The 22,154-nt window shown below is 44.3% G+C and carries 22 protein-coding genes; 9 read left to right on the plus strand and 13 right to left on the minus strand.

Going from position 1 to position 22,154, the window contains the following annotated elements; translation table 11 throughout:
- From RIF36_RS25060 to RIF36_RS25075, 4 genes are all read left to right on the plus strand, one after another.
- Positions 1 to 2,404 (plus strand): PKD domain-containing protein (locus RIF36_RS25060; RefSeq protein WP_350125626.1); only part of this gene is annotated, 2,404 nt, incomplete at its 5' end.
- Between the two features lie 233 nt (positions 2,405 to 2,637).
- Positions 2,638 to 3,120 (plus strand): Lrp/AsnC family transcriptional regulator, encoded by a 483-nt coding sequence (locus RIF36_RS25065; RefSeq protein ID WP_152001046.1) that lies wholly within the window; start codon positions 2,638 to 2,640, stop codon positions 3,118 to 3,120.
- 2 nt (positions 3,121 to 3,122) lie between these two features.
- Complete coding sequence (locus RIF36_RS25070) at positions 3,123 to 3,644, plus strand: phosphoribosyltransferase family protein (RefSeq protein ID WP_350117961.1); 522 nt, start codon at positions 3,123 to 3,125, stop codon at positions 3,642 to 3,644.
- 8 nt (positions 3,645 to 3,652) lie between these two features.
- Complete coding sequence (locus RIF36_RS25075) at positions 3,653 to 4,234, plus strand: DUF429 domain-containing protein (protein ID WP_193217995.1); 582 nt, start codon at positions 3,653 to 3,655, stop codon at positions 4,232 to 4,234.
- 7 nt (positions 4,235 to 4,241) lie between these two features.
- Here the strand turns inward: RIF36_RS25075 and RIF36_RS25080 are convergent, their stop codons facing one another.
- The 5 genes from RIF36_RS25080 to RIF36_RS25100 all read right to left on the minus strand — a co-directional run bounded on the left by RIF36_RS25080 (position 4,242) and on the right by RIF36_RS25100 (position 9,322).
- Entirely contained in the window at positions 4,242 to 5,333 is a 1,092-nt protein-coding gene (locus RIF36_RS25080; protein WP_350125629.1) for a glycosyltransferase family protein, read from the minus strand.
- Between the two features lie 18 nt (positions 5,334 to 5,351).
- Entirely contained in the window at positions 5,352 to 6,182 is an 831-nt protein-coding gene (locus RIF36_RS25085; RefSeq protein WP_350125632.1) for a UDP-2,3-diacylglucosamine diphosphatase, read from the minus strand.
- Between the two features lie 64 nt (positions 6,183 to 6,246).
- Positions 6,247 to 6,507 carry an acyl carrier protein gene (acpP, locus tag RIF36_RS25090; RefSeq protein WP_350079003.1) on the minus strand — a complete coding sequence of 87 codons (261 nt, stop codon included), beginning with the start codon at positions 6,505 to 6,507 and terminating at the stop codon, positions 6,247 to 6,249.
- A gap of 69 nt (positions 6,508 to 6,576) precedes the next feature.
- On the minus strand, positions 6,577 to 7,947 hold the full coding sequence (locus RIF36_RS25095) for a sensor histidine kinase (protein ID WP_152001040.1): 1,371 nt from the start codon (positions 7,945 to 7,947) through the stop codon (positions 6,577 to 6,579).
- Entirely contained in the window at positions 7,937 to 9,322 is a 1,386-nt protein-coding gene (locus RIF36_RS25100) for a sigma-54-dependent transcriptional regulator (protein ID WP_350079005.1), read from the minus strand. The genes RIF36_RS25095 and RIF36_RS25100 overlap by 11 nt, the downstream gene beginning before the upstream one ends.
- Before the next feature lie 223 nt (positions 9,323 to 9,545).
- On the opposite strand from RIF36_RS25100, the gene RIF36_RS25105 reads away from it, so the two are divergent.
- Entirely contained in the window at positions 9,546 to 9,971 is a 426-nt protein-coding gene (locus RIF36_RS25105; protein ID WP_152001038.1) for an FKBP-type peptidyl-prolyl cis-trans isomerase, read from the plus strand.
- 64 nt (positions 9,972 to 10,035) lie between these two features.
- Here the strand turns inward: RIF36_RS25105 and RIF36_RS25110 are convergent, their stop codons facing one another.
- Positions 10,036 to 10,488 carry a T9SS type A sorting domain-containing protein gene (locus RIF36_RS25110; RefSeq protein WP_152001037.1) on the minus strand — a complete coding sequence of 151 codons (453 nt, stop codon included), beginning with the start codon at positions 10,486 to 10,488 and terminating at the stop codon, positions 10,036 to 10,038.
- Positions 10,489 to 11,045: 557 nt separating this feature from the next.
- On the opposite strand from RIF36_RS25110, the gene RIF36_RS25115 reads away from it, so the two are divergent.
- From RIF36_RS25115 to RIF36_RS25125, 3 genes are all read left to right on the plus strand, one after another.
- The gene (locus RIF36_RS25115; RefSeq protein ID WP_152001036.1) at positions 11,046 to 12,296 is read left to right on the plus strand and encodes an efflux RND transporter periplasmic adaptor subunit; all 1,251 of its coding nucleotides are present in this window, start codon (positions 11,046 to 11,048) and stop codon (positions 12,294 to 12,296) included.
- A 26-nt stretch (positions 12,297 to 12,322) separates the two neighbouring features.
- Positions 12,323 to 13,036, plus strand: a complete 714-nt coding sequence (locus RIF36_RS25120) for an ABC transporter ATP-binding protein (RefSeq protein ID WP_152001035.1) — start codon at positions 12,323 to 12,325, stop codon at positions 13,034 to 13,036.
- A 123-nt stretch (positions 13,037 to 13,159) separates the two neighbouring features.
- Positions 13,160 to 13,579, plus strand: coding sequence for a DUF3299 domain-containing protein (locus tag RIF36_RS25125; protein WP_350125635.1), 420 nt, complete (start codon positions 13,160 to 13,162; stop codon positions 13,577 to 13,579).
- A 79-nt stretch (positions 13,580 to 13,658) separates the two neighbouring features.
- On the opposite strand, the gene RIF36_RS25130 is transcribed toward RIF36_RS25125, so the two are convergent.
- The gene (locus RIF36_RS25130) at positions 13,659 to 14,138 is read right to left on the minus strand and encodes a hypothetical protein (RefSeq protein WP_350079012.1); all 480 of its coding nucleotides are present in this window, start codon (positions 14,136 to 14,138) and stop codon (positions 13,659 to 13,661) included.
- Positions 14,139 to 14,927: 789 nt separating this feature from the next.
- Between RIF36_RS25130 and RIF36_RS25135 the strand changes: the two genes are divergently transcribed.
- Positions 14,928 to 17,966: a WD40/YVTN/BNR-like repeat-containing protein gene (locus RIF36_RS25135; RefSeq protein WP_350125638.1), complete on the plus strand. Its 3,039-nt coding sequence runs from the start codon at positions 14,928 to 14,930 to the stop codon at positions 17,964 to 17,966.
- Positions 17,967 to 18,166: 200 nt separating this feature from the next.
- Here the strand turns inward: RIF36_RS25135 and RIF36_RS25140 are convergent, their stop codons facing one another.
- The 6 genes from RIF36_RS25140 to RIF36_RS25165 form a co-directional block, all read right to left on the minus strand.
- On the minus strand, positions 18,167 to 18,730 hold the full coding sequence (locus RIF36_RS25140; protein ID WP_152001031.1) for a TIGR00645 family protein: 564 nt from the start codon (positions 18,728 to 18,730) through the stop codon (positions 18,167 to 18,169).
- Between the two features lie 116 nt (positions 18,731 to 18,846).
- The gene (locus RIF36_RS25145; RefSeq protein WP_350079016.1) at positions 18,847 to 19,239 is read right to left on the minus strand and encodes an RDD family protein; all 393 of its coding nucleotides are present in this window, start codon (positions 19,237 to 19,239) and stop codon (positions 18,847 to 18,849) included.
- A gap of 18 nt (positions 19,240 to 19,257) precedes the next feature.
- Positions 19,258 to 20,031 carry a TMEM175 family protein gene (locus RIF36_RS25150; protein ID WP_350095623.1) on the minus strand — a complete coding sequence of 258 codons (774 nt, stop codon included), beginning with the start codon at positions 20,029 to 20,031 and terminating at the stop codon, positions 19,258 to 19,260.
- Between the two features lie 85 nt (positions 20,032 to 20,116).
- Positions 20,117 to 20,413: an SCP2 sterol-binding domain-containing protein gene (locus tag RIF36_RS25155; protein ID WP_350095621.1), complete on the minus strand. Its 297-nt coding sequence runs from the start codon at positions 20,411 to 20,413 to the stop codon at positions 20,117 to 20,119.
- Positions 20,414 to 20,425: 12 nt separating this feature from the next.
- Entirely contained in the window at positions 20,426 to 21,517 is a 1,092-nt protein-coding gene (locus RIF36_RS25160) for a glutaminyl-peptide cyclotransferase (protein ID WP_350125644.1), read from the minus strand.
- A gap of 3 nt (positions 21,518 to 21,520) precedes the next feature.
- A complete protein-coding gene (locus RIF36_RS25165) occupies positions 21,521 to 22,081 on the minus strand; it encodes a DsrE family protein (protein WP_350125647.1) in 561 nt (186 codons plus the stop codon).
- Positions 22,082 to 22,154 lie beyond the last annotated feature (73 nt).

Here is a 22,154-nt window from a genome sequence, read left to right on the forward strand (position 1 = left end):
TGATGTATCCGGTACTTACAAGATAGAGCTAACTGCCTACAGTGCAACTGGCAACAAGTCTGTGGTAGTAGAGGATGTTGTCGTTGGTGCGCAACAGTCGCCTGACATCACTTTCAGTTATGCTGATATCTGCCTTTCCTCCCCCACCACCTTCACCTCCACCAATAGCAGTGGCGACATCACCACCTACTCCTGGGACTTTGATGGCGATGGGATAGAAGACTCCACCGATCCCGATCCTACCTTTCAATACTCTTCAGCCGGAGAATATGAGGTGACACTGACAGTCCAAAACGACGGCGGCTGTTCTAACTCCGCTAGGCAAACCATCGGCATTTACGACATCAGCGAGCCTGATTTTAGCTTTACCTACAAAGGGGGCCTTTGCAGCAATAACACACTTTCTTTCAAAGACCTAACCCCTAATCTCCCTCCCGACAGCCTCGTCACCTTGACGTGGGATTTTAATGGTGAGGCCACCATCCTGGGAAAGGACACCACCTATGCATTTGCCACCGCTGGAGAAAAAATCATTACACTAACCGTTGGCATACCGGGCTGCGAAGCATCGGTGAGTAAAACAATAAACCTATTAGAGGGGCCGGTAGTGGGATTTACCGTAGGCAGCAATTGCATTAACCCTACAACACAATTCAACAACACTTCTATTGGCGAAGGTATCACCGGATACTTGTGGAATTTTGGCAACGGCTACACTAGCTCAGTGGAAAACCCTGAAACATTCTTTGAAACCATCGGCGACTATCAGGTGAGCCTCACTGTGAACAATGACTTAGGCTGCGAAACCACACTTACAGAGAAAGTGGCAATAAGTGCGATACCTGTGCCTGATTTCAAACATGATCTTGCTTGCAGCGGCGCAGCGGTGCAGTTCACTGACCAAAGCACTGCGGAAAATGCCAATATCACAGAATGGAGCTGGGATTTTGCTGGGCTTGGCACGTCCAATGAACGAAATCCGATATTTGAATTCCCAACTGCAGGAAAATATACTGTTACGCTGTCTGTTAGTTCGAACTACGGGTGTTCCGAAATACTTACCAGAGAAATTGATGTGCTGCCATCACCAACTGTCGCATTTTTAGTCAACACTGGTTGCGAGGGACAGGCCACAACATTTGTTGACCAGTCCACCAGCGACGCCGACAATCCAATTGTTGACCGCTTGTGGAGTATCAATAATCAGTTCTATAGCGCCCCAACCGTCAATGAGGTTTTCAAAAATCCTGGAAGCTACGACGTTACGCTACAGATAACAACGAAAAACCTTTGCACCATTTCATTGACAAAAACCTTGCAGGTCAATGAATTACCATCAATTGACTTTGGATTCACTTCAGCTTGTGTCAACGAACTAACGGAGTTCAACGACTTAAGCACCAGTCCTGATGACCCCATTATTAGTAGGAAATGGGATTTCGCTGGCCAGGCCTCTGCAAACGGCCCCAAGGCCTACTACCAGTTCAAACAAGCAGGGAACTATAACGTGAGCTTGTTCCTAAAGACTGAGAAAGGGTGTGAAATATCCATCAGCAAGAATGTGACAATTAATAACTCACCTGTGGCAGCCTTCAGTCATTCATTGTCTGTAGGTCAACTGCCGGTGACAGTTAATTTCACGAATGAATCAAATGGAGCGACGGCTTATTCCTGGTTCGTCGGTGACGGTGTCGCCTCTGTTAGCAACGAGCAGGACATCAGTAGGGTGTTTGATAAAGAGGGCGACTATTTGGTAAGCCTCGTCGCATTTAACGAGTTTGGATGCTCAGATACTACAACTAGCGTGGTCACTGTTGCTCTCCCAAAAATAGACCTTCAACTTCGGTCGGTTAACTACACCGACACAGAAGGGAAGCTTAGATTTATTTTGAATATCGCCAATCGAGGCAGTATAGCGCAGACGAACTTTCCCATCGAAATAGTAGTTGATGACCGGGTCACCATTTCAGAAAAATACAGTGGAACCGTGGCGCCGGGCAAGTCAGTTTCTCATTCTTTACAATTTGAGTTGGTGATTGCCAACAACCCTGTGGAAAAGGTATGCATTAAGCTTGTGCCCATTCTAAAGGATGGAGAGTTTGAATTTTCACCGCAGGACAATTCAAATTGCCTTTCATTTACTGAAGGGTTTCTTGTGAACAACCCATACCCTAACCCCGTGGATGACCGCCTTACATTTGGGCTGATTCTCCCGGAAACGGGTGATGCCGAAGTTACCGTGTTAAGCATGACGGGTCAGCCGATGTTTTCCGAAAAGTATTATGCTCTTAAGGCCGGCCTAACGTCGTTGTCACTTCAAATGGCTCACTTTAACAAGGGAATCTACCTACTTAGAGTGCAAAGCAAGGGAAACGAAGCAGTCAGGAGAGTTGTGAAAAGGTAAAGCACGGATTCTTTTTCCCTCCATAGTGGTATTCACCCTTTCAGTAGTTTAAGAAATATTATTTGGAATAGGTCAAATTGACAGAAGTTCCTTTTGGTGACAATTTATTGCAAAATTTTATACGCAATGCCAAATTCCTTTAATAAATTACTGGGAAATGACAGATATCAAGAAAATTTTAGAATAAAGTATATTATACTTAGCTTTGTAGCAAATTTTATTTGGCGACCCATATGATGAATAACCTGAACGTTAAACTGGATAAGACTGATCGAAAGATTTTGGAAATTCTTCAGTCTAATGCCAAAATTACCAACGCCCAACTCTCCAAAGAAATTGGACTTTCTCCGGCCCCCACACTCGAAAGAGTAAAAAAGCTGGAGACTTCCGGGCTTATCAAAAGCTATCACGCAAAGCTTGACACAGAAAAAATTGGTTTAGGTGTTAGCACGTTTGTGCAAGTAACTTTAAAGGGCCACAACAAGAGAAACATAGATAAGTTTCTCGATGAAATTAATCGAATCGAAGATGTGATTGAGTGCCATCACATTACTGGTAGTGGTGACTTTATTTTGAAAGTAATTGCCAAAGACATCGCCTCCTATCAAAAGCTTATGCTTGAGAAGGTAAGCGAAATTGAAGTAGTCGACAGCCTCCAGTCTATGGTAATTCTTGCTACCTTTAAGGACAGTAAAGTTCTACCAATTCCTCAGTAAAAATGCCTAAGGTTCAGCAGACGGCCACCCGCCGTAACATGATATTGGACAAGCCTCAAGTGCTCCAAAAGCTTCGAAGAATGGCTTTTGAGATTGTTGAGTTTAATCTCGACGAAAAAGAAATAGTGCTGGTCGGCATCTATGACAAAGGCTTTGAGATCGCCAAAGAATTGCTTGTGGAAATGGAGGGCATCGCAAAAATGAAGCTAAGCCTGGTCAGGCTTGATATTAATAAGGATGATCCTTCCGCAGACGAGATAAAACTCACCTGCCCGCCTGAGAGCCTCAGAAATAAATGCGTTGTCCTGGTGGACGATGTGCTCAACAGTGGACGTACCATGGCTTACGGTATGAGCGTTTTACTTAGTGCGGATATCAAAAGGCTTGAGACTGCCACGTTGGTTGATCGTAGTCACAAGCGATTTCCCATTAGTGCCAACTACAAAGGCTTCGAGCTCTCCACTACCATCGACGAGCATGTAGAGGTGGTGTTAGGCAAGGGCATGGGTGTCTACCTTTATTGAACCCTGTTTTGCTTGTCGGAATCGATTATGGAAGTAAGCTTGCTGGTACTACCAGCATTTGCTTCCAATTAGGTGGGGAGATTCACTTTTTATCCAGCCGAAAAGGACAGGACGCCGATCAAATGATTCTGAAGTTCGGCCAGCACCACAATCCACAGCTTATTTTCCTTGATGCTCCATTGTCACTTCCTGGCGTCTATCGTGATCATAGTGCTGAACATAAGGACTACTTTTACCGGGCTTGTGACAGGCAATTGAGTGCTATGTCTCCTATGTTTCTGGGTGGGCTTACCGCCAGAGCAATGAGACTGACACGGATGCTTCTTACAAACCAAACTCAGGTGTTGGAAACTTATCCAAAATGGCATGCACATCGTCTAGGGCTACCTGATTTCGGTTACAAAAGTGGAGTTGAGCACATTCAAAAATGTACTGAGGTAATTTTGTCTGAAACAGCAATAACCTTGCACCGGGAGCCTGAGTCATGGCACGAGCTAGATGCCCTTCTTGCACTGGTCACAGCACAGCGGTTCAATAAGGGAGAGCATTCGGTGGTTGGTGAGCACGAAGAGGGGTTAATTTACCTGTAGAGAAATTTTAATTCAGTAGCTCCTTCAAAATCAGTTCTTCGCAACGGTCTGTCCATTCTCTGAACTCGGTTACTATCGGCCTATGACTTGGTAGATAGTCAATGACCTTCGTGAGGTTAAACGACTCCGAACTGACACCAGCTCCCGCCTGAACCGCATCCAGGGCATTGCAAGCCTGTTCATAATGGCCCTGCACAGGCACCATCATCACGGGCTTACCAAGGTACATAGCTTCACAAATAGACTCGAAACCCGCTGTGCTCACGTATGCTTTGCACTGGCTCATGAGCTGGAGAAACATGGTGTCGCTCAATTGATGGAAAGTGAGTGTGTCGTCGACACGATGAGGATTTGGCATTCCTTTTTTGTCCCAAAACGACTGAACCTTTACCGATGGGTTGTCACTGTGCCATGACTCTATTTCTTTGCTATAGCCGTCATTTACCATATAGGTCAGAATGAAATCGCCTTCCGTTGGTTCAAGCTTCATTACCTCTTTCCTCAGCAAAGGCGGAACTACTACCACGCCACTACTCTTGTCTTCCGGATAGGTGGCAAATGACAAAGCCAGCAGCTTTTTAGCTCCCCAGGCGGTCAGCTTGTTGTTATTAAGCAACAAGTTTTTGTTGAAGCCTTGTTTATTTGGAAACGGAAAGTGATTGTGGTAGGCGAGATACTGATGGCCAATACATATATATTCGGCTTTTGGCTTATAAAGTCCATTATATAGGCCACCAAGGAAATCGTAAAAGTTAATAATTACGTCTGGCTTTGTCTCTTTAACTATGTTGTTGAGCAATTTGAGGCTTTGAACATAGTTGGAAAAATGAACCAGGTTATGAGTGATGGTCGGACCTATTTTTACCGATTTATTATTTTTGTCCGCTACAAAATTTGGGCTGGAGATGCCGGTGAGTGGGCAGGTAATTCTGTTTTGAAAGAAAGAGGGCATTTCTCGCCGAGAGCTCCTTCCAACCACAACATGCGCCACTTCCTGCCCTGCCGCCGTCAGCATTTCAAACAGTGAAATTGCCTGCGTCATATGACCACGCCCTTCACCCTGGACAATAAAAAGAAACCTTTTTGGACTGGTTGGCATTCAGGAAACGACCTAAAATTACAGATTTAGAAATCCACCCCTCAAAGAAGGATAAATGTTTAAGTATTTCAAGCCTTTTTCTTCATTTTCCAGTTCTTCATACAAAGCTCTTTGAGATTCAGTGTAGAACACATGTTTCCATTCACCGTTGGGATATTCAACCAGAGCCGATCCCGAAGAGAGCCAATCACCTGAATTCATGTAAACCACCCCATCTATGGTCTTAATAGCGGGGATGTGTAAATGTCCACAAATAATACCATCGTAGCCGCCGTTTTTGGCGAACTGACAAAGCGATTGCTCGTAAATTTCAATAAATCGATTTGCTATTGGCAATCTGCTATTCACCTTTTCGGAGAAAGGGGTGTTCCTTACACCAATTACGGCTCTTAAGTTATGTACCTGATGATGAAACCAAAAGAGCAGGCCATGAGCTTTTTTGCCAAGGCTGGCAAGCCACCTGAATTGCCCCTTATAGGTGTCGAAAATATCACCATGAATTACAAGAAATTTCTTGCCATTTGACTCATACTCCACTCTGTCAACCAGTTTCAAAGCTCCCATTTCGAGTGGGAGCAAGTTGTTCGGCAACTCGTCGCTATTGCCTTTAACAAATGTGATGGCGGTGTTATTCTCGGCTACTTTTTGAGAAAGTGCCTTTATGAACCTCCAGTGCCTTTTCTTCCAAAGCTCTGGTTTGTTATAGCTAAACCGGTCAACGATGTCGCCGTTTAAAATCAGGTTCTCACAGATGCTGTGTTTCAGAAAACTGATCACATCTTTGTGTCTGGAACCTCTGCGCCCCAGGTGAATATCAGAAAGAACAATGGTTTTATAATAATCCTTCACATTCCCACCTTTCCCCAAAGGTAGGCTTGGGCAATTACTGCACCTTTATGTGCGCTTTATCAAATCAATAATTTGAAAGCCCTTTGCAGGACTTGATCCGGCGGTTGATATAGTCAATTACCTGGCTAACGGTGGTAATTCTTGAGGCTTCTGAACTGGGAATGGTAATATCAAACTCTCTTTCCAGCTCCATTACCAGCTCCGCATAGTCCAGTGAGTCTATCCCAAGGTCTTTATAGAAAGACGCATCAGGCGTCACTTTCGACAACGGGCAGGCCAGCTTGTCAGCTAAAATAGAACGTACAGTCTCCAGTGTGCTTCCCATTTCAGTTAGGGTGATTAGTAAATCTATCCATTATGGAGCAAAAACGAAACTGAAAATGAGATTTTTGGATTAGCTAAACCTCAGCACAAACTCAGTGCCCTGGTTGATGACAGACTTCACTGAGATCGACCCCTTGTGCTGCCTCATGATCTGTTTCGACAAGCTTAACCCAATACCAGACCCACTTTTCTTCGTTGTAAAGAAGGGGATAAAAATCTTCTTCAACGCATCTTCTTCAATGCCAGGGCCATTGTCAGTGATCGAAATTGACACGCTATTATTCTCCAGGCCATTTGCTGAAATGATCAAAAGCTTTTCCTTGTCCATTTCATCATTTTCCTCCAGCGCTTGAATAGCATTTTTCACCAGGTTGATTAATACTTGCTCAATTTGCTCTTTGTCGACCAGCACCTCAAGGTTCTTGGGCTCGACTTTATAAGTGAGCTTAATTTCTCCCCGCTCTATTTCATACTTCAAAAGCATGAGTACATGGTCAAGCAGGTCACGCACCTTGGTTTGGGCTAGCTTCGGCATGGTAAGCCTTGTCAGGTTCCTAAAGTCAGAAACAAATTTTATCAAGCTGTCGCTCCTCCGGTGAATTGTTTGTACTGCCAGGTACAAGTCCTGAATTTCTTCATTGGTAATTTTATTGACCTCGGCACCATTTTTTAACTGTAGGCCAAGCTCCGACTCGACAGTGCCTGCCAGTGAGGAAATAGGTGTCACGCTGTTCATTATTTCGTGAGTCAGCACCCTTATCAGGTTCTGCCACGCCTCCATTTCCTTTTCTTCCAACTCACTTTTGATGTTCTGAAGAGAAATAAGCTTGAACTCCTCTCCCCGCATGGTCAGCTCTATGGCATAAATTGCCAACTGTACTTCCTCCCCATTGCGCTCGATTTTTATCAGGTCTCTGCCACCTGTTTTTAACATAAAAAACCCGTCAACAAGTACCTGGCTAATACTTTTCAGGTTCGAAATGTTTTTTATTTGCCCGATCTGTAGCAGGTTTTTGGCGGCGGTATTGAGCATTTGAATTTCGCCATGTTTGTCAAACGTGATGATGCCAATGCCCACGTGCTGAACGATGGTTTTGTAATAAGTGTACTGCGCTTCCTTTTCGGCTCTGATGTCCCTGAACTTCTTCATAACATTATTGAATTGCTCATAAAGCAAGTCAATGGACCCACCGGTATTTCTGTATGTATAGGTGTTGGAGAAGTCGTCGTATTGTATGGAACTGAGAAAGTTGGCAATCTCCCTGTTTGACTTGTCCAGGTAGTGGAAAAGGGCATATACCTGATAGCCAATCATTCCGATCACCAACGCTTTGGTCAGGTCATAGGAATCGTTGTAATACAAGTGTGTAAGCAGGAAGATTGAGCCAATCAGCAGCACAACCCTAATAATCAAAGCAGCTTTGAAGCTTTTAAAGGCCATGCTTCTCCATTCTTCTGTAAAGGGAAGCCCTCGTTAATCCAAGTTCTTTGGCCGCCTTGGAAATATTACCCCCGTGCCGGTTAATGGCCTTTTGAATCACCGACTTTTCTACATCGTCCAAATTGAACGTTTCAGGCTCTGCTTCTGCTTTGCTCTCGGCTTTCTGATTCAAAAAGAAAAAATCGTCGGGCGACAGCATATTGGAATCGCTCATGATAATGGCTCTTTCCAGAGCATGTTGCAGCTCCCTGATATTACCGGGCCACTGATATTTCTGTAGCTTCTTGAGTGCGATGGGCGACATTTTTTTGATTGGCTTCCTGTACTTGCCGCAGTACATCTTGATAAAATGGTCGCAAAGCAGCGGGATATCGTCCATTCTGTCCCTCAGCGAAGGAAGGTGTATTTCCACGGTATTAATCCTATAGAGCAAATCCTGACGAAAAGTACTCTCTTCTACCATTTCGTAAATAGGCATATTCGTGGCACTGATCAGGCGGATGTCAACAGGGACAGATTTGTTGGTGCCAAGCCTTACCACTTCTCTTTTTTGCAACACAGTGAGCAGCTTGCTCTGAAGTTGCATGCTGAGGTTTCCAATTTCATCCAGGAACAGAGAGCCCCCATTGGCAGCCTCAAACCTCCCGGCTCTGTCGTCTTTGGCATCGGTGAAAGCACCTTTTTTGTGGCCAAAAAGCTCACTCTCAAACAGCGTTTCCGTAATGGCGCCCATGTCAACCCCGATAAACACCTTGTCTTTTCTCAGCGACTTTTGGTGGAGTGCCCGGGCGATAAGTTCTTTGCCTGTGCCGTTTTCTCCTAAAATCAACACGTTGGCATCCGTTTGGGCTACTTTGTCAATGATATTGAATACCTGCTTGATGGCATCGCTTTCGCCGATAATGTCCTTGAAAGGCTGATTTATTCCTTCTTCGAGCGCCTGCTTGGCCTGCTTTAGCTGGGTAACTTCATTTCTTGATTTTTTCAGTTTGGCTGCTGAAGAAAGTGTAGCAATTAGTTTCTCATTTTGCCATGGCTTCAATACAAAATCAGTTGCCCCTTCCTTGAGCGCCTTCACGGCCATTTCTACGTCTCCGAAAGCAGTTATGAGTATGACCACAGCTGTTGGCTCTCGTTCAAGTATTTGTTCCAGCCAATAAAAGCCTTCTTTTCCACTGGTTATGTCCTTGCTGAAATTCATGTCCAGAAGGATTACGTCGTAGGTGTCGTTGTTGAGTAGAAAAGGTATTTTCTTTGGGTTTTTTTCTATGATAACGTTTTCTGCATGCTTCCTAAGTAGCATTTTAGCTGCAAGCAGCACATCTTCGTCGTCATCAATGATTAATATCTTTCCAAGTTCTTTATCTGATTCCATAAGTTGTAGTTATCCGCTCTGTTAAATACATCACCAGTACTGTGCCAAAGGTAAAGGCGCTGATTATTAAAATGTTATGAAGGTTTATTGAGATTTTTATGTACGAATATGAACATTTTCTGTCCATAATCATAACATTACCCGGCATAGATTTTCATCAAAACCATATTTCCATACCTTTGAATTAAATCATAAAGAATTAGCAAACAGAAAAAAGGAAGACATGTCAGTAGCAAAAAATGGACATCCGGTAAAAGTACATTATACAGGAAAGTTGGATGATGGGTCGGTGTTCGACTCTTCGGAAGGTCGTGATCCTCTTGCCTTCACTTTAGGACAGGGGCAAATGATACCAGGTTTTGAACAAGCCGTACTGGGAATGGCTTTGGGCGAAGTAAGAGAAGCAAACATCCCAAGCAAAGAAGCCTATGGTGAAAGGAGCGACGAGCTTTTGGTGGAAGTTCCAATAGCCCAGGTGCCCGCCGACATAAACCCGGAAATTGGAATGCAACTCGCCATCAACGATGGAGACAAATCACGGCCTGTGGTTGTTACTGCTGTTGAGCCAGACAAGATAGTGTTGGATGCTAACCACCCTTTGGCTGGAAAAGACCTTACTTTTCAAATAGAATTGGTCGAGATAGGCTGAGTGGCCTGTTTAACTTGAATTGTTAATATGAATGAAAGCCCTGTAGAAATGCGGGGCTTGTTTTTTATATAGTAGTCACCTTCTTGGTAAGGTTGTGCTTCTGGTTGCCCACCTCGACAACAAATAGCCTCATTTTCTCGTCAGAAAAGTTGTACTTCTTGGTAAACGAAGCGCCTGGTTTTGCTTCTTCTTCAGCTATTAGATTGCCTATGATATTATAAATCTTGATCTTAACCGGGTATTTATAGGGGTTTTCGAAGGCCAATTCGAATTCACTTCTGCCGGTAGGGGTTAGCGAAAAGTCAAGCCTTGAATCTGTAATCAGCCCCTTATGGTTGATGGCCTGCTCCACAATTTGCGAACGAACTTTATTAGAAACCCGACCAGAGTCTAAACTAGCGGCACCATTTTGATCCTGCATTGGTTGGGCCGTCACCAGGCCACCTGAATAAATAGCCAGTAGTGCCAGGACAAATCCCAGTAGTAAAATGAATCGTTTTGATATCCGTAGTTTCATATAAAGTAGTGTGCTTTCGCAATACAGTGGCAAAAATACTGCCAGTATCCTCAACAACCCTCAGTTTTTGCACCTTTTTTTAACGTAAGAGCCTCTGAGCGATTATTTGGAAGCTTTTTTGAAGAAATGTTTGCACTTGCACACCTTGTCTAGAGACCTCTTGTCAATGCCTCGCCAGCCCCTACCGTTATTTGTGGGGCAAAGGCTGTATGGGAAATGACCAAAGCCACACGACTAAAAATTCAAAATTTAGAGGGAAGGAATTTTATTTTAGAGCCGATTGTTTTATATTCGTGTGTTGTTGTGGATTAAGATTTGATTAGTCCTTTTTATTTTGAGTTTTTGACCTTGAGATTCAGGCGAATGCCTGAATCTTTTTTTTTGCCTGTTCTTCAGGTCTTTCCTTTTGCTCAATAGCGAACACCAACCGCTCCTAAGTGTACATAATCGAACTATTTCGCAAAACCAATCAAACCGTAATTGATTAATAATCAGCGGTTTGTAATTTGTGGCATTTTTGTTGGAGATACTGGCACGGACTTGAAATATCTTAGCAAATGGATCGTGTAATTAAAAAGAAAACGTTTACTCTCAAGAAAGTCGCCATTTATGGGCTTAGTGGCGCATTTGTACTTTTTGTTATATACAGTTTTGTTTTTGCAGACCGAAGCTCCAAGCTCAATGTGTCTGTTGATAAAATCAATGTAGCTGAAGTACAAAATGGTGAATTCAGGGAGTTTATCCCTGTCGATGGACAGGTCATGCCTATCAAGACTATCCGATTGGATGCGATAGAAGGCGGTATTATTGAGAAGAAATTCTACGAGGGTGGTATTCAGGTAGAAAAAGGGGACACTATTTTAAAGCTCACCAACAATAATTTGTTGCAAAGCTTCATAAGGGAGGAAACCCAGGCGTTCATCTTGATGAACCAGCTTCAAAACACGAGGTTGCAGATGCAGCAGAGTTTGTTCCAGCTACAGCGCACGCTGATTACGCTCGACTACCAGATTGCTCAGGCGAAGGATCTTTATGAAAGAAGCGAGCAGCTTTTCAAGGAGAAGGTAATTTCTGAACAAGAGTTTTTGAGAGCTAAGCTTGACTATGAAAGGCTGATTAAAACAAGGGTTGTTGAAGTAAAGTCTCAAAAGGTAGACTCTTTGAATGCTGAAAACACTATCAACAACTCTCAGGCATTGCTACAGAGAACAAACAACAACCTTAACATGATTCGCCAGAACCTGGAGAATTTGTACATAAGGGCTCCTATTTCGGGGCGTTTATCGACTGTGAACGGCGAAGTGGGTGAGTCGATTTCTCCTGGTCAAAACATTGGCCAGATTGATGACACGAATGGGTTTAAGGTAAGGGCGCAAATTGATGAGCACTACCTGGCCAGAATATACGAAGGGTTGAAGGGTACATTCGACTTTGCGGGAGGGACTTATGAGCTCACAATCATGAAGAACTACGGAGAAGTAAGAAATGGCCTGTTTGAGGTGGACATGTATTTTGAGGGAGACGTTCCGGATGGAATCAGAAGAGGTCAAACGCTTCAGATACGTCTGCAGTTGAGCGAGAATATTCAGGCGATACAGATTCCAAGGGGAAGCTTTTATCAGACTACAGGTGGCAATTGGATATTTGTAGTGGATGCGAGCGGCGATTTTGCGACACGCAGGAACATTAGATTGGGACGTCAGAACCCACGGTTTTATGAGGTGTTAGAAGGGTTGCAACCAGGAGAGAAAGTTGTTGTCTCTTCCTACGAGGGTTATCAGGATAAGGATCGATTAGTTTTTAAATAAATAAACCAATATCTAACCATATACATATGGAAAATGCTAAAACTGTCATTAAAACAGTAGGACTGAAGAAGTTCTACTACACAGATGAGATTGAAACAACTGCCTTAGCTGGAGTTAATCTTGAAGTACGTGAGAGCGAATTTGTAGCTATCATGGGGCCGTCTGGTTGCGGCAAGTCAACTTTGCTTAACATCATAGGCCTGCTTGATAACCCATCTGAGGGTGATTTCCACTTCATGGGCCAGGAGATTTCCAAGCACTCGGAACGCCAGAGAGCGGATTTGAGAAAAGCTAATATTGGATTTGTATTCCAGAGCTTTAACCTGATTGACGAACTCACAGTGTATGAAAACATTGAACTTCCACTTATCTACTTGAAGTATTCTGCGGCTGAGCGCAAGAAGAGGGTAGAGGAAGTAATGGAGTCGATGAAGATCATGCACAGAAAGAACCACTTCCCACAGCAGCTTTCGGGTGGTCAGCAGCAGCGTGTGGCGATTTCGAGAGCGGTGGTGGCCAAGCCTAAGCTGATTCTTGCGGATGAGCCTACTGGTAACCTTGACTCTGCCAATGGCCAGGAAGTTATGAACTTGCTGAGCGACTTGAACGAGGGAGGAACTACAGTGATTATGGTGACTCACTCTCCTATCGACGCTGAATATGCACACAGAATCATCCACTTGTTCGATGGCCAGATCGTTTCTGAAAACATCAATGCCAAGGACAAAGCAATGGTATAAATCAAAGTTAAAGGACTAATACGAACTAGGCAGGATGGTTTTTACCTTCCTGCCTTTTTATTTTAGTGGGGCAAGCACCACGAAGATGGTGCCTATCTTTGTCGGAGGAACTATATTACTCATATGTTGCAGCTAGTTTTGGGCTTTGCCCTTTTTGTGTCGCCGCCTCAGAGTCCAAGCCTCTGGAAAGTCTTCGAAGGGGTAAGATTTGAAAGTAAGTATATAGATGAAGAGAAAGCGTCGTTCTATATCCCCCAATTTGATGATGAGCTGCTTCAAATGGACGGGAAGAAATATATTATCAAAGGCTATTACCTTCCCATTGATCTTTCACCTAAGGGAATTGTACTGTCAAGATACCCTATGGCAACCTGTTTTTTTTGTGGCGAAGCAGGGCCTGAGTCGGTGATGATGATATTCCCAACAAAGAAGTTGGAGGGACTAAAAATGGATGATGAGCTGACCTTTGAAGGCACGCTCAAGCTAAACGATGATGATGTGTATCAGCTTAGCTTCATCCTAACAGACGCTAAACGGCTGTAAATGAACAAAGGGGCATTCACCCCTTTGTCTACGATTGATCGATAGTAGTAAAACCCTCTTACAGGTTATCTTAAATGCTTTAGAACTCTAATTTAACCTTCTTGGTGTAAAGTAGAGCAATATCTGATTCTTCTTTTAGTTCTCGAAGCTTGTCTTCGAAAGCAGCAGTTTCCTGATATCTGATAAACAGTGCAATATCAAGTGCCTTCACAAATTCTTCTCTTGCGGCTTCCTCTGTTACATTACCCTTCTTAATCGCCTTTTTGTAGTACTTATCCAGCTTTTTAAGAGAGTAATATATCGCTGGTTTTTCAACAACCGTTTTTGTGGTTGGGCTATTTGGTGTGCCTTCTTCTTTCCATGTATATGAATCTTTCAGAAGCTCTAACTTAACTGCGATGTCAGATCCCATATAGTGGCTGCCAACTGCTGCCATATTTACACTGCTGTCGTCAAGCTTGTCCTCCACAAAATTAAAGGAAAATACATCCGATTCCTGTGAATACCCGGAAAAAGACATTCCGATGAACATCGTGGCGAGAAGTAGTCCTCTTTTCATAAAGTTTTTAGTTTACGGTTTAACATCAATAACAACCGGCTAAATATGATTTTCGCCTGAAGTCTTTTACAAATATCGTTAACCAAATCTTAAATAAAAAATATTGGCGGCAAATTGCATATAAGAAAAGTATTATTTCAGTCATTTTTGAATACTTCAAAACGAAAACGTTTGTTGTGAAGCGTGTTTTATGTATTGTCTAATAATCGTGACGTTCTATTGATTTTTTGATACTAATCCAGATAATTAATTAAAACTGGCAACAATGAGTGCTCTGGTTTGTTGACTATGAGAGCAAATTTCTATCTTCTGTTTGGTGAACGATATAATATGAAAAATACAATTTTTTAGACAGTAACCATTCCTGCTTGTTGTAGAGGGCTTCTTCCTCACTCTGACCTGATTCAGAATATGTTTCTGCATTTTGTTGGCATTACCTTGCCAGGATAGTAGAATTCAGGCATTCTTAACAACGCCACAAAATTATATTCTTCGTGATTACGCAATTTCCGGAGCACTGGCTTTGAGGTTCTTTCTTCGAATGTTTAAATTTTCAATAAGCGCTCCCCGCTGTAAGTGACTGGCGAACAGAAAAATACAGTGTGCGGCGGTAGGACGCCCGACTCACCACTCGTATAAATACTTTTTTTATAGGCAGGGGATTGGTATTTACTTGGCCGCATATCAACTAACTCAATTAATATTATGCGGTATGGAATTTTATATAAGTTAAGTCTGATTTTACTCTTTTTGCCAGGGTTAATCAGTGCTCAGGTCATTAACAGTGAAATGTTCCAGGGTTTATCGGCACGAAGCATCGGCCCTTCTGGAATGAGTGGGAGGGTGACGTCTTTCGATGTGGACTTATCCAACCCAGACATTATATATGTTGGGTCAGCCTCTGGCGGCTTATGGAAGTCAGAAAACGGGGGCTATAAATGGGCACCAATCTTTGATGATCAGCCGGTAACCAGCATTGGTGCAATTAGTATCTACCAGCGAAATCCAAATATTATTTGGGTTGGCACAGGCGAGGGCAATCCCAGAAATAGCCACAATTCTGGAAATGGAGTTTATATGTCAAACGATGGGGGTACCACCTGGAAACACATGGGATTGGAAAACACCCGTAACATCCACCGGATTTTTGTTGACCCCTTCAATCCCGACGTGGTAATCGTCGGTGTGCAGGGGTCAGCCTGGCAAGATACGCCTGACAGAGGTGTGTACAAGACGATAGATGGAGGAAAGACCTGGAGTAAAATTTTGTATGTAAACGAAAGAGTAGGAATCGGCGAGATGGTGCGGGATCCAACCAACCCCAATAAATTCATTGCCAATATGTGGGAATTTCGCAGGTGGCCCTGGTTCTTTAAGTCTGGTGGTGCGGGCTCAGGGATGTATGTGACCATGGATGCAGGAACAACCTGGAAAAAGATTACGAGTGAGGATGGACTACCTGAAGGCGAACTGGGTAAAATGGGACTGGCAATAGCACCGGGAAAGCCGCAGGTTGTTTACGCTATTGTTGAGGCAAAAAAGAACGGGTTCTACAAGTCGGAAGACGGCGGTTTTACCTGGACGTTGGTGACTACTAAAAATATCGGGGACAGGCCGTTTTATTATGCGGAGATTTATGTAGACCCATCGAATGAGAACAGAATCTACAATATTTTTAGCGGCACGACTGTAAGCGAGGATGGCGGAAAGACTTTCAAAACATTCACAAATGTGGGTCGGCTCCATGGCGATAATCACGCCTTTTGGATTCACCCCGACGACCCAAGCTTCATGCTCATCGGAAATGACGGTGGAATGGGTGTAACGAGAGACAAAGGCGTAACCTGGTATTATCCTGAGAATCTGCCTTTAGGGCAGTTTTATCACATCAGCGTGGATAACGATATTCCGTTCAATATATATGGTGGTTTGCAGGACAATGGATCTTGGACGGGGCCGAGCAGTGTATATGTCAGAGGACGGGGCGATAATAATAACCTCATATATAACTCCGAGTGGACTCGCATAGGCGGAGGCGATGGTTTTGATGTGATTCCTGATCTGGAAAACTCACGTTACGGATTTGCTCAATCACAAAAAGGAAATATTCAGCTATATGATAAGGTAACAGGCGACTCTGAGTTTAGGCAGCCTGTGCATCCTGAAGGCACCTTTCTCAGATTTAACTGGAATGCCGGTGTAGCAAGGGATCCACACAACGCCAACGGCGTTTATATGGGAAGTCAGTTTCTGCATTATTCGGCAGATAAGGGGAAGACCTGGGAGATTATCTCGCCCGACCTCACCACCAACGATCCGGCAAAGCAAAAGCAACTCGAAAGTGGGGGCATCACCTATGACGTAACAGGCGCAGAAAACCACACAACGATTTTGGCGGTGTCGCCAAGTAGCCTCAGCAAGGACATAATATGGGTGGGAACCGACGACGGCAATGTTCAGATGACGAGAGACAAGGGAAAAACCTGGACTAACGTTGCGACGAACATTAAAGGAGTTCCTGCGGGCTCCTGGGTTAATCAGGTGCACGCATCCAGCTACAATGAAGGGGAAGCTTTCGTAGTGATTAACAACTACCGGAGAAACGATTGGACGCCATGGGTGTTTCAAACGAAAGACTTTGGAAAGACCTGGAAGCGCCTGGTAAATGAAAACTCAGTAAGAGGGTTTGTTCATTCCTTTGTGCAGGATCCGATTGAGCCCAGGCTTATGTTCGTCGGAACTGAATTTGGGCTGTATATGACGGTTGATGGCGCCGCCAACTGGGTGAAGTGGGAAAATGGCTACCCAACGGCATCGACAATGGATTTGGTCATTCATCCGAGGGATCATGACCTGGTGATTGGCACGTACGGTCGTTCAGTATATGTGCTCGACGATATTCGCCCGATGAGAGCACTGGCTGCCCAGGGAAAGCAATTGCTCGACAAGCCGTTGGCGTTATTTGATGTGCCCGATGCCTATGCAGCAAGCACCACAAGAGGGGCTAAGGGATACAGCGCCACTGGTGACGGGCTTTTTGCTGGTGAGAACAGACCTTATGGAGCCCTGATTTCCTTTTACGTGAGAGAGGCGGCCGGAAAAAAAGATAGTGTTAGGATAGAAATACTTCAGGAGGGGCAGGTTGTTCGTACGTTGTATGCCAATGCCAAAAAAGGATTCAACCGAACCTCGTGGGATCTTCGGTACAAAGAGGTAAGAGAACCAGACACATCAAAGCCAAAGCCGGGAACTGCCGATGGTGGTGGCTTTACAGCCGTGCCCGGCACTTATACTGTGAAAGTGGTTCATGGTGAAGACATAGCGACAACAGAGGTAGCAGTCCTTGGCGACCCAAGAGTAACACCGATAACCCCACTGGAAAGAGAGAGAAAGCTGGCTATGATCAAGCGGTGGGAGGCTTCCGTGAACCAGCTAACTGCTGCCGTGGATAACCTCAGGGAAGCGTTGGCTGCTGTTGAGAGAGTTGATAAGCTGCTGGCGGATAGAGAAGACGATGCTTCTAAAGTGCTTGAAAGTGCCGGGAAAGACATCAAAGCAAAGGTGAAAGCACTAAGGGAGCCTATTTTTGGCAAGGAGGACATGCAGGGAATCTATAGAGACCCCACAACGGTGGAGGCGATCATCAACCTGGCAGCCAATCACCTTGGAGATACCTATATGATTGCCACCCCGACGCAGGAGACGATTTTGAGCCAGGCCGAAGAGGCCGTGAAATCGCCGATAGCCAACATTGGTAAGTTTGTGCAGACCGACTGGGAAGCATATAAAGAAAAAGTAAAAGAGGCACAGATTCAGCTAATAGAATGAGGATACAGCCTCCTGATTGAGTAATAACTCAAGAGGAAAACGAGTTGGGTTGTTTCGGATATTCAATAATTTACTTAAATTGAATAGGTATTTAACCAACCTAATCTAAATGAGAGCCACCGAAAGGTGGCTTTTTTTGTGAAAAAGAAAGGGCGCTGAAGAATTCAGCGCCCTGACAAATATTTTACAATGGTATCTTATTAGTGGCTGTCATCGCCCTCAGCGGCGCCATGACCGTGGTATGAGTGCTGGATTTTCTCAGTGTAGGCTAAAAGCAAAGCGGAAATGATGAAAGTTAGGTGGATGGCAATTTCGACTATGATACCTTCATTGCCTTCCATGTCTCTCGCACCTCTAACATCAATAAATGTTTTGAGCAGGTGAACACCTGAAATCGATGCCAACGAAGAAGCCAGCTTAATTTTCAACTTGCCAGCATCAAGGTCTTCAAGCCATTGAGGCTTATCTTCGTGGTGATCAACGTCAATTTTACTCGTAAAAATGGAGTAGCCACCGACAATGACCATCACAATTAGGTTCATTACCATGCTTATGTCTACTAAACCTAAAATGCCAAGCATCACCTGAGCCTCTGTATAGCTAACCACCCCGTCGTAGAGGTGATAGAGTTCTTCGAAGAACTTATATAGGTACATGAAAGAACCGAAGATAAGCCCCAGATACATAGGAGCTTGCACCCAGCGCCCCCAGAAAATGATCTTTTCAAAAAACTCTTCAAATTGCTTAACGCCTGATCTCGCCATGGTGAATAGATTTATTCCTTATATTAGGTGGGTCGTTTAAACCACAACGAAACTACGTTGTTTTATTAAATTTATCCAACTAATTATTTTACTTTTTGATTTAGCTGTTTGGGCGGTTATTCGGAACTCGACACCACTTTGCTTTTGGAGACGATGTCGTGAAATGACCTGGCATCACGCCGTAGGTAGATCATAAAAAAGCCAGCTGAAATGGGCAACAGCGAAACCCATTTGCACAAATTTCTCACAACAGCATTCTTAAAACTAACAGGTCTTCCGTTGTCCATTCGTACGCTCAATCCCGCCATTTTTTTGCCTACAGTGGCTTTGAGTGCCGATGCCTCCATTCCCACAGCATAGCCATGGTACAATAAAATGCAAACTGCCCAAAACCAGTTAGAGTCCGTTTCCCATAGCCCGTCGAGTATGAATAGAAACGGCAACAGGAAGGTGATATCGATGGACTGAGCAAGTAGCCTTTGGTCAAATGTGGCGGGGACAATAGACATAGTGAGAGGTACCCACGCCTAGTTACTGGTGGTGCCTGAAGGGGGCTTATCAAATTTACGTCCTATGAAATAGGAGACAGGCCCAATCAAAGCGTAGATAACCCCGGCAAAAAGTCCGGAGAACTCCCAGTCGATCAGGAAGCCAAGTAAGGCAATGAACAATGAAATGAGGCCGATAGCAACTATGCCGGTGTAGTGAGCCACAATGGATTTGGTAGCATGGAGCTCCGGTTCACTCAAGTTTAGTGATTCACTGTTTTTGATAGCGTGCCGATACATTAGAACGAACGTTATATATATCGACAGAAAGCCGCAGTCATAGATGATCATCAGCTCTGGCATATCGTTCCAGGGGATCATCTGCGTGCCCATTTGGTTCAACTCCCTGAAGTATTCATTGCTTATCAGCAACGCCTTGGCGAGAAGGGTGAAGTAGGATACCAGCCAGGTGCTGAGGAATTTGAGCGGATATATAAAGAACAGAACAATGAGCATCATAAAGGTATTCAGCACAATGATTCTCATGTCTCTTAGCCCATAACGCATAAAGAACTGGTAATGGCCATGCCAAATCCACATAACCGCTACCATACTCAATGTAAACGGAACTACGTCTGAAATAAACAGTGTCAATTCGTCGAAGTTTCGGGGCGCCTGGGTAGACAAAAGAGACATAGTGATAGCCAGGGCAAACACGCAGTCGCTTAGCTGCTCCAGCCGGGAGGCATCTCGACCCCTTGCCGTGAAAATACCGTACATCGGTTCTCCTTTTTTCTTGACTAACTGCCTCATCTAACTATTGGGTTGGTTATTACTCAAAATACAACGCCCCGTTTACTTTGGGCCGAAAGCTATCGAGCAAGCGCTTCGGCAACTATTAAAAAAGTGATGTCAGTTTCATAGCAATGGTCATATCGCCTTCAATTTTCATCATACCTCCCATAAATGCACTCATCGGATCCAGGTCTCCGTCAAGTAGCTTCACAAAGTCCTTAAGTTCCATTTTAATGGTACACAGCGCAGCCGTGTCGTCATTTGAAACCTTTGTTGGGGTTATGGTATCGTCCAAAAGAATAACCCCCTCCTGAAAAACAAATTTCACTGAGCTACCAATGGTTCCCCCGTTTTCTTTTGCCATTTCCACTACCCTGCCAGTTGCTATGTCCAGACTCATAATTTAATTGATTTAGGATTGAATTTTAAATAGTTCTATTTGATACAATTTGGGCCACCATTTGCCGGTAACAAAGAGTCTTTTCTCTTTTTCATCCCAGGCAATTCCGTTCAGCACGTCGAGTCTTCTACTGTACCCTTGCTTGTTGAAGATTCCTTCGAGGGAAACGTCGCCTATCACCGCTCCGCTAGCCGGGTCGATCATCACTATCACATCTGTCTGGTACACATTGGCGTAAATCAGGTCACCTACTACTTCAAGCTCATTCAGGTACAATATCTTTTCCTGGTGATTGTACACCTGAATCCTCCTTGTTTCTGTCAGTGTTGCCGGATCAAGAAAGTAGAGGTACTCCGTGCCATCGCTCATTACGAGCTCCGTGTCGGTTGATGCGAGCCCCCAGCCTTCTGTAGAATAATTGAAGGTTCTCTTTTGTTCAAACGATTCCAAATCGTACACAAAACCAATGTTTGATGTCCAGGTCAGCTGGATCAGGCTGTTGTCCCAAAAAGCAAGGCCTTCGCCAAAGTACCTGCTGTCCAGCGGTGTTTGCTGTAGCACTTTGCCTGTTGAAATGTCGACTTTTCGAAGCGTGCTTTCGCCCCTTGTTCCTGTGCTTTCATACAGGAAGCCGCCATGATAAAGGAGACCTTGAGTATAAGCATCGGGGTCGTGTGTGTATGTTTCCAGCTTTCTGAAATCAAATTTTTGCGGAGGCGTTTCTGCAAGCAAGACCAGGGGCAGGGCGTGCTGTTCTGTTCCGCCATTGTTCAGAAACAGCTTCGCCGTTAGTGTTTGTTTACCCAAAGGAAGCGGTGCCAACGATGCAGACAGGCTCGTAGCTTGCGAAGAGGCAAGACGGACGGATTCAAAGAAAATGACCATAGAGTCAACTCGAACAGAGTCACCCTCAATTGACACGGAAATTTCAAGGGTGCTTTGGGGTGTTAATGGCCCCTGCGAAGTAGAGATAGAAGTGAGTGGGGTTGGCTTAGTGGCGGCTGGTTGACTCGCTGATTTCTTGCTGGAATTCTCAGAGCCACATGATCCCAAAATTGTTACCAGTGCGAGAATCAGCGTGGTGGTTAAAAAGAGCTTCAGCATAGGCTAATAACTAAGCACGGCGTAGCCTTTTAGCTGATAAGTTGTCACCAAAGTAACCGCCGACAGGCTGATGGCAATGCCGGGGGTTAGCTCTCTGGTATCAATTTTTCTTGCCTTCAGCGACTGCCCGCATACGTATAGCTTTATTCCTCCTTCTAAAAGAGATCGGATAAGATCGGTGTTCGGATTGGGCGTTCCGTATCTGTTTTCGTGTGAAATATCGGACAGAATGGAGATGGTTGCTTCCCCGTGGATCACGGCTACTATATCAATGTTCTCTTTCGGCACTCCCCCCATGCCATGCAGGTTGGCAATTCTGGCCAGATTGTTTAACGATGCGTTGATCGATTTATGGCCTCCGGCTCCCTCTTTGATATCCACAACAATTTTGTATTGCAGAGTGGGGTCGGGAAACTCTGTTGCTTCCTGAATGTCAAAGATTCCGCCGTGACCTTTTACAATAGGGTAGTGCGCTTCTTGAGCATAGGCGGCAATAGACAGTAGATTGGCAATTAAAAAGCAAACAAAAGATTCCAGGTAATAGCTTTTTACATAATTCTTCATTTGCCAAAAATAACTATCTTAAGATATTTTCAACCCCGATTAAATGATAAAGTTCAGAAGGTCAGCCGGGTGA

Source organism: Imperialibacter sp. (genome assembly GCF_040222815.1).
Classification (GTDB): domain Bacteria; phylum Bacteroidota; class Bacteroidia; order Cytophagales; family Cyclobacteriaceae; genus Imperialibacter.

Coding starts and splice junctions, on each gene's coding strand:
- RIF36_RS25065 (WP_152001046.1), top strand. CDS start 2,638: ATGATGAATAACCTGAACGTTAAACTGGATAAGACTGATCGAAAGATT.
- RIF36_RS25070 (WP_350117961.1), top strand. CDS start 3,123: ATGCCTAAGGTTCAGCAGACGGCCACCCGCCGTAACATGATATTGGAC.
- RIF36_RS25080 (WP_350125629.1), bottom strand. CDS start 5,333: ATGCCAACCAGTCCAAAAAGGTTTCTTTTTATTGTCCAGGGTGAAGGG.
- acpP (WP_350079003.1), bottom strand. CDS start 6,507: ATGGGAAGCACACTGGAGACTGTACGTTCTATTTTAGCTGACAAGCTG.
- RIF36_RS25095 (WP_152001040.1), bottom strand. CDS start 7,947: ATGGCCTTTAAAAGCTTCAAAGCTGCTTTGATTATTAGGGTTGTGCTG.
- RIF36_RS25100 (WP_350079005.1), bottom strand. CDS start 9,322: ATGGAATCAGATAAAGAACTTGGAAAGATATTAATCATTGATGACGAC.
- RIF36_RS25105 (WP_152001038.1), top strand. CDS start 9,546: ATGTCAGTAGCAAAAAATGGACATCCGGTAAAAGTACATTATACAGGA.
- RIF36_RS25110 (WP_152001037.1), bottom strand. CDS start 10,488: ATGAAACTACGGATATCAAAACGATTCATTTTACTACTGGGATTTGTC.
- RIF36_RS25115 (WP_152001036.1), top strand. CDS start 11,046: ATGGATCGTGTAATTAAAAAGAAAACGTTTACTCTCAAGAAAGTCGCC.
- RIF36_RS25120 (WP_152001035.1), top strand. CDS start 12,323: ATGGAAAATGCTAAAACTGTCATTAAAACAGTAGGACTGAAGAAGTTC.
- RIF36_RS25125 (WP_350125635.1), top strand. CDS start 13,160: ATGTTGCAGCTAGTTTTGGGCTTTGCCCTTTTTGTGTCGCCGCCTCAG.
- RIF36_RS25130 (WP_350079012.1), bottom strand. CDS start 14,138: ATGAAAAGAGGACTACTTCTCGCCACGATGTTCATCGGAATGTCTTTT.
- RIF36_RS25135 (WP_350125638.1), top strand. CDS start 14,928: ATGTTCCAGGGTTTATCGGCACGAAGCATCGGCCCTTCTGGAATGAGT.
- RIF36_RS25140 (WP_152001031.1), bottom strand. CDS start 18,730: ATGGCGAGATCAGGCGTTAAGCAATTTGAAGAGTTTTTTGAAAAGATC.
- RIF36_RS25145 (WP_350079016.1), bottom strand. CDS start 19,239: ATGTCTATTGTCCCCGCCACATTTGACCAAAGGCTACTTGCTCAGTCC.
- RIF36_RS25150 (WP_350095623.1), bottom strand. CDS start 20,031: ATGAGGCAGTTAGTCAAGAAAAAAGGAGAACCGATGTACGGTATTTTC.
- RIF36_RS25155 (WP_350095621.1), bottom strand. CDS start 20,413: ATGAGTCTGGACATAGCAACTGGCAGGGTAGTGGAAATGGCAAAAGAA.
- RIF36_RS25160 (WP_350125644.1), bottom strand. CDS start 21,517: ATGCTGAAGCTCTTTTTAACCACCACGCTGATTCTCGCACTGGTAACA.
- RIF36_RS25165 (WP_350125647.1), bottom strand. CDS start 22,081: ATGAAGAATTATGTAAAAAGCTATTACCTGGAATCTTTTGTTTGCTTT.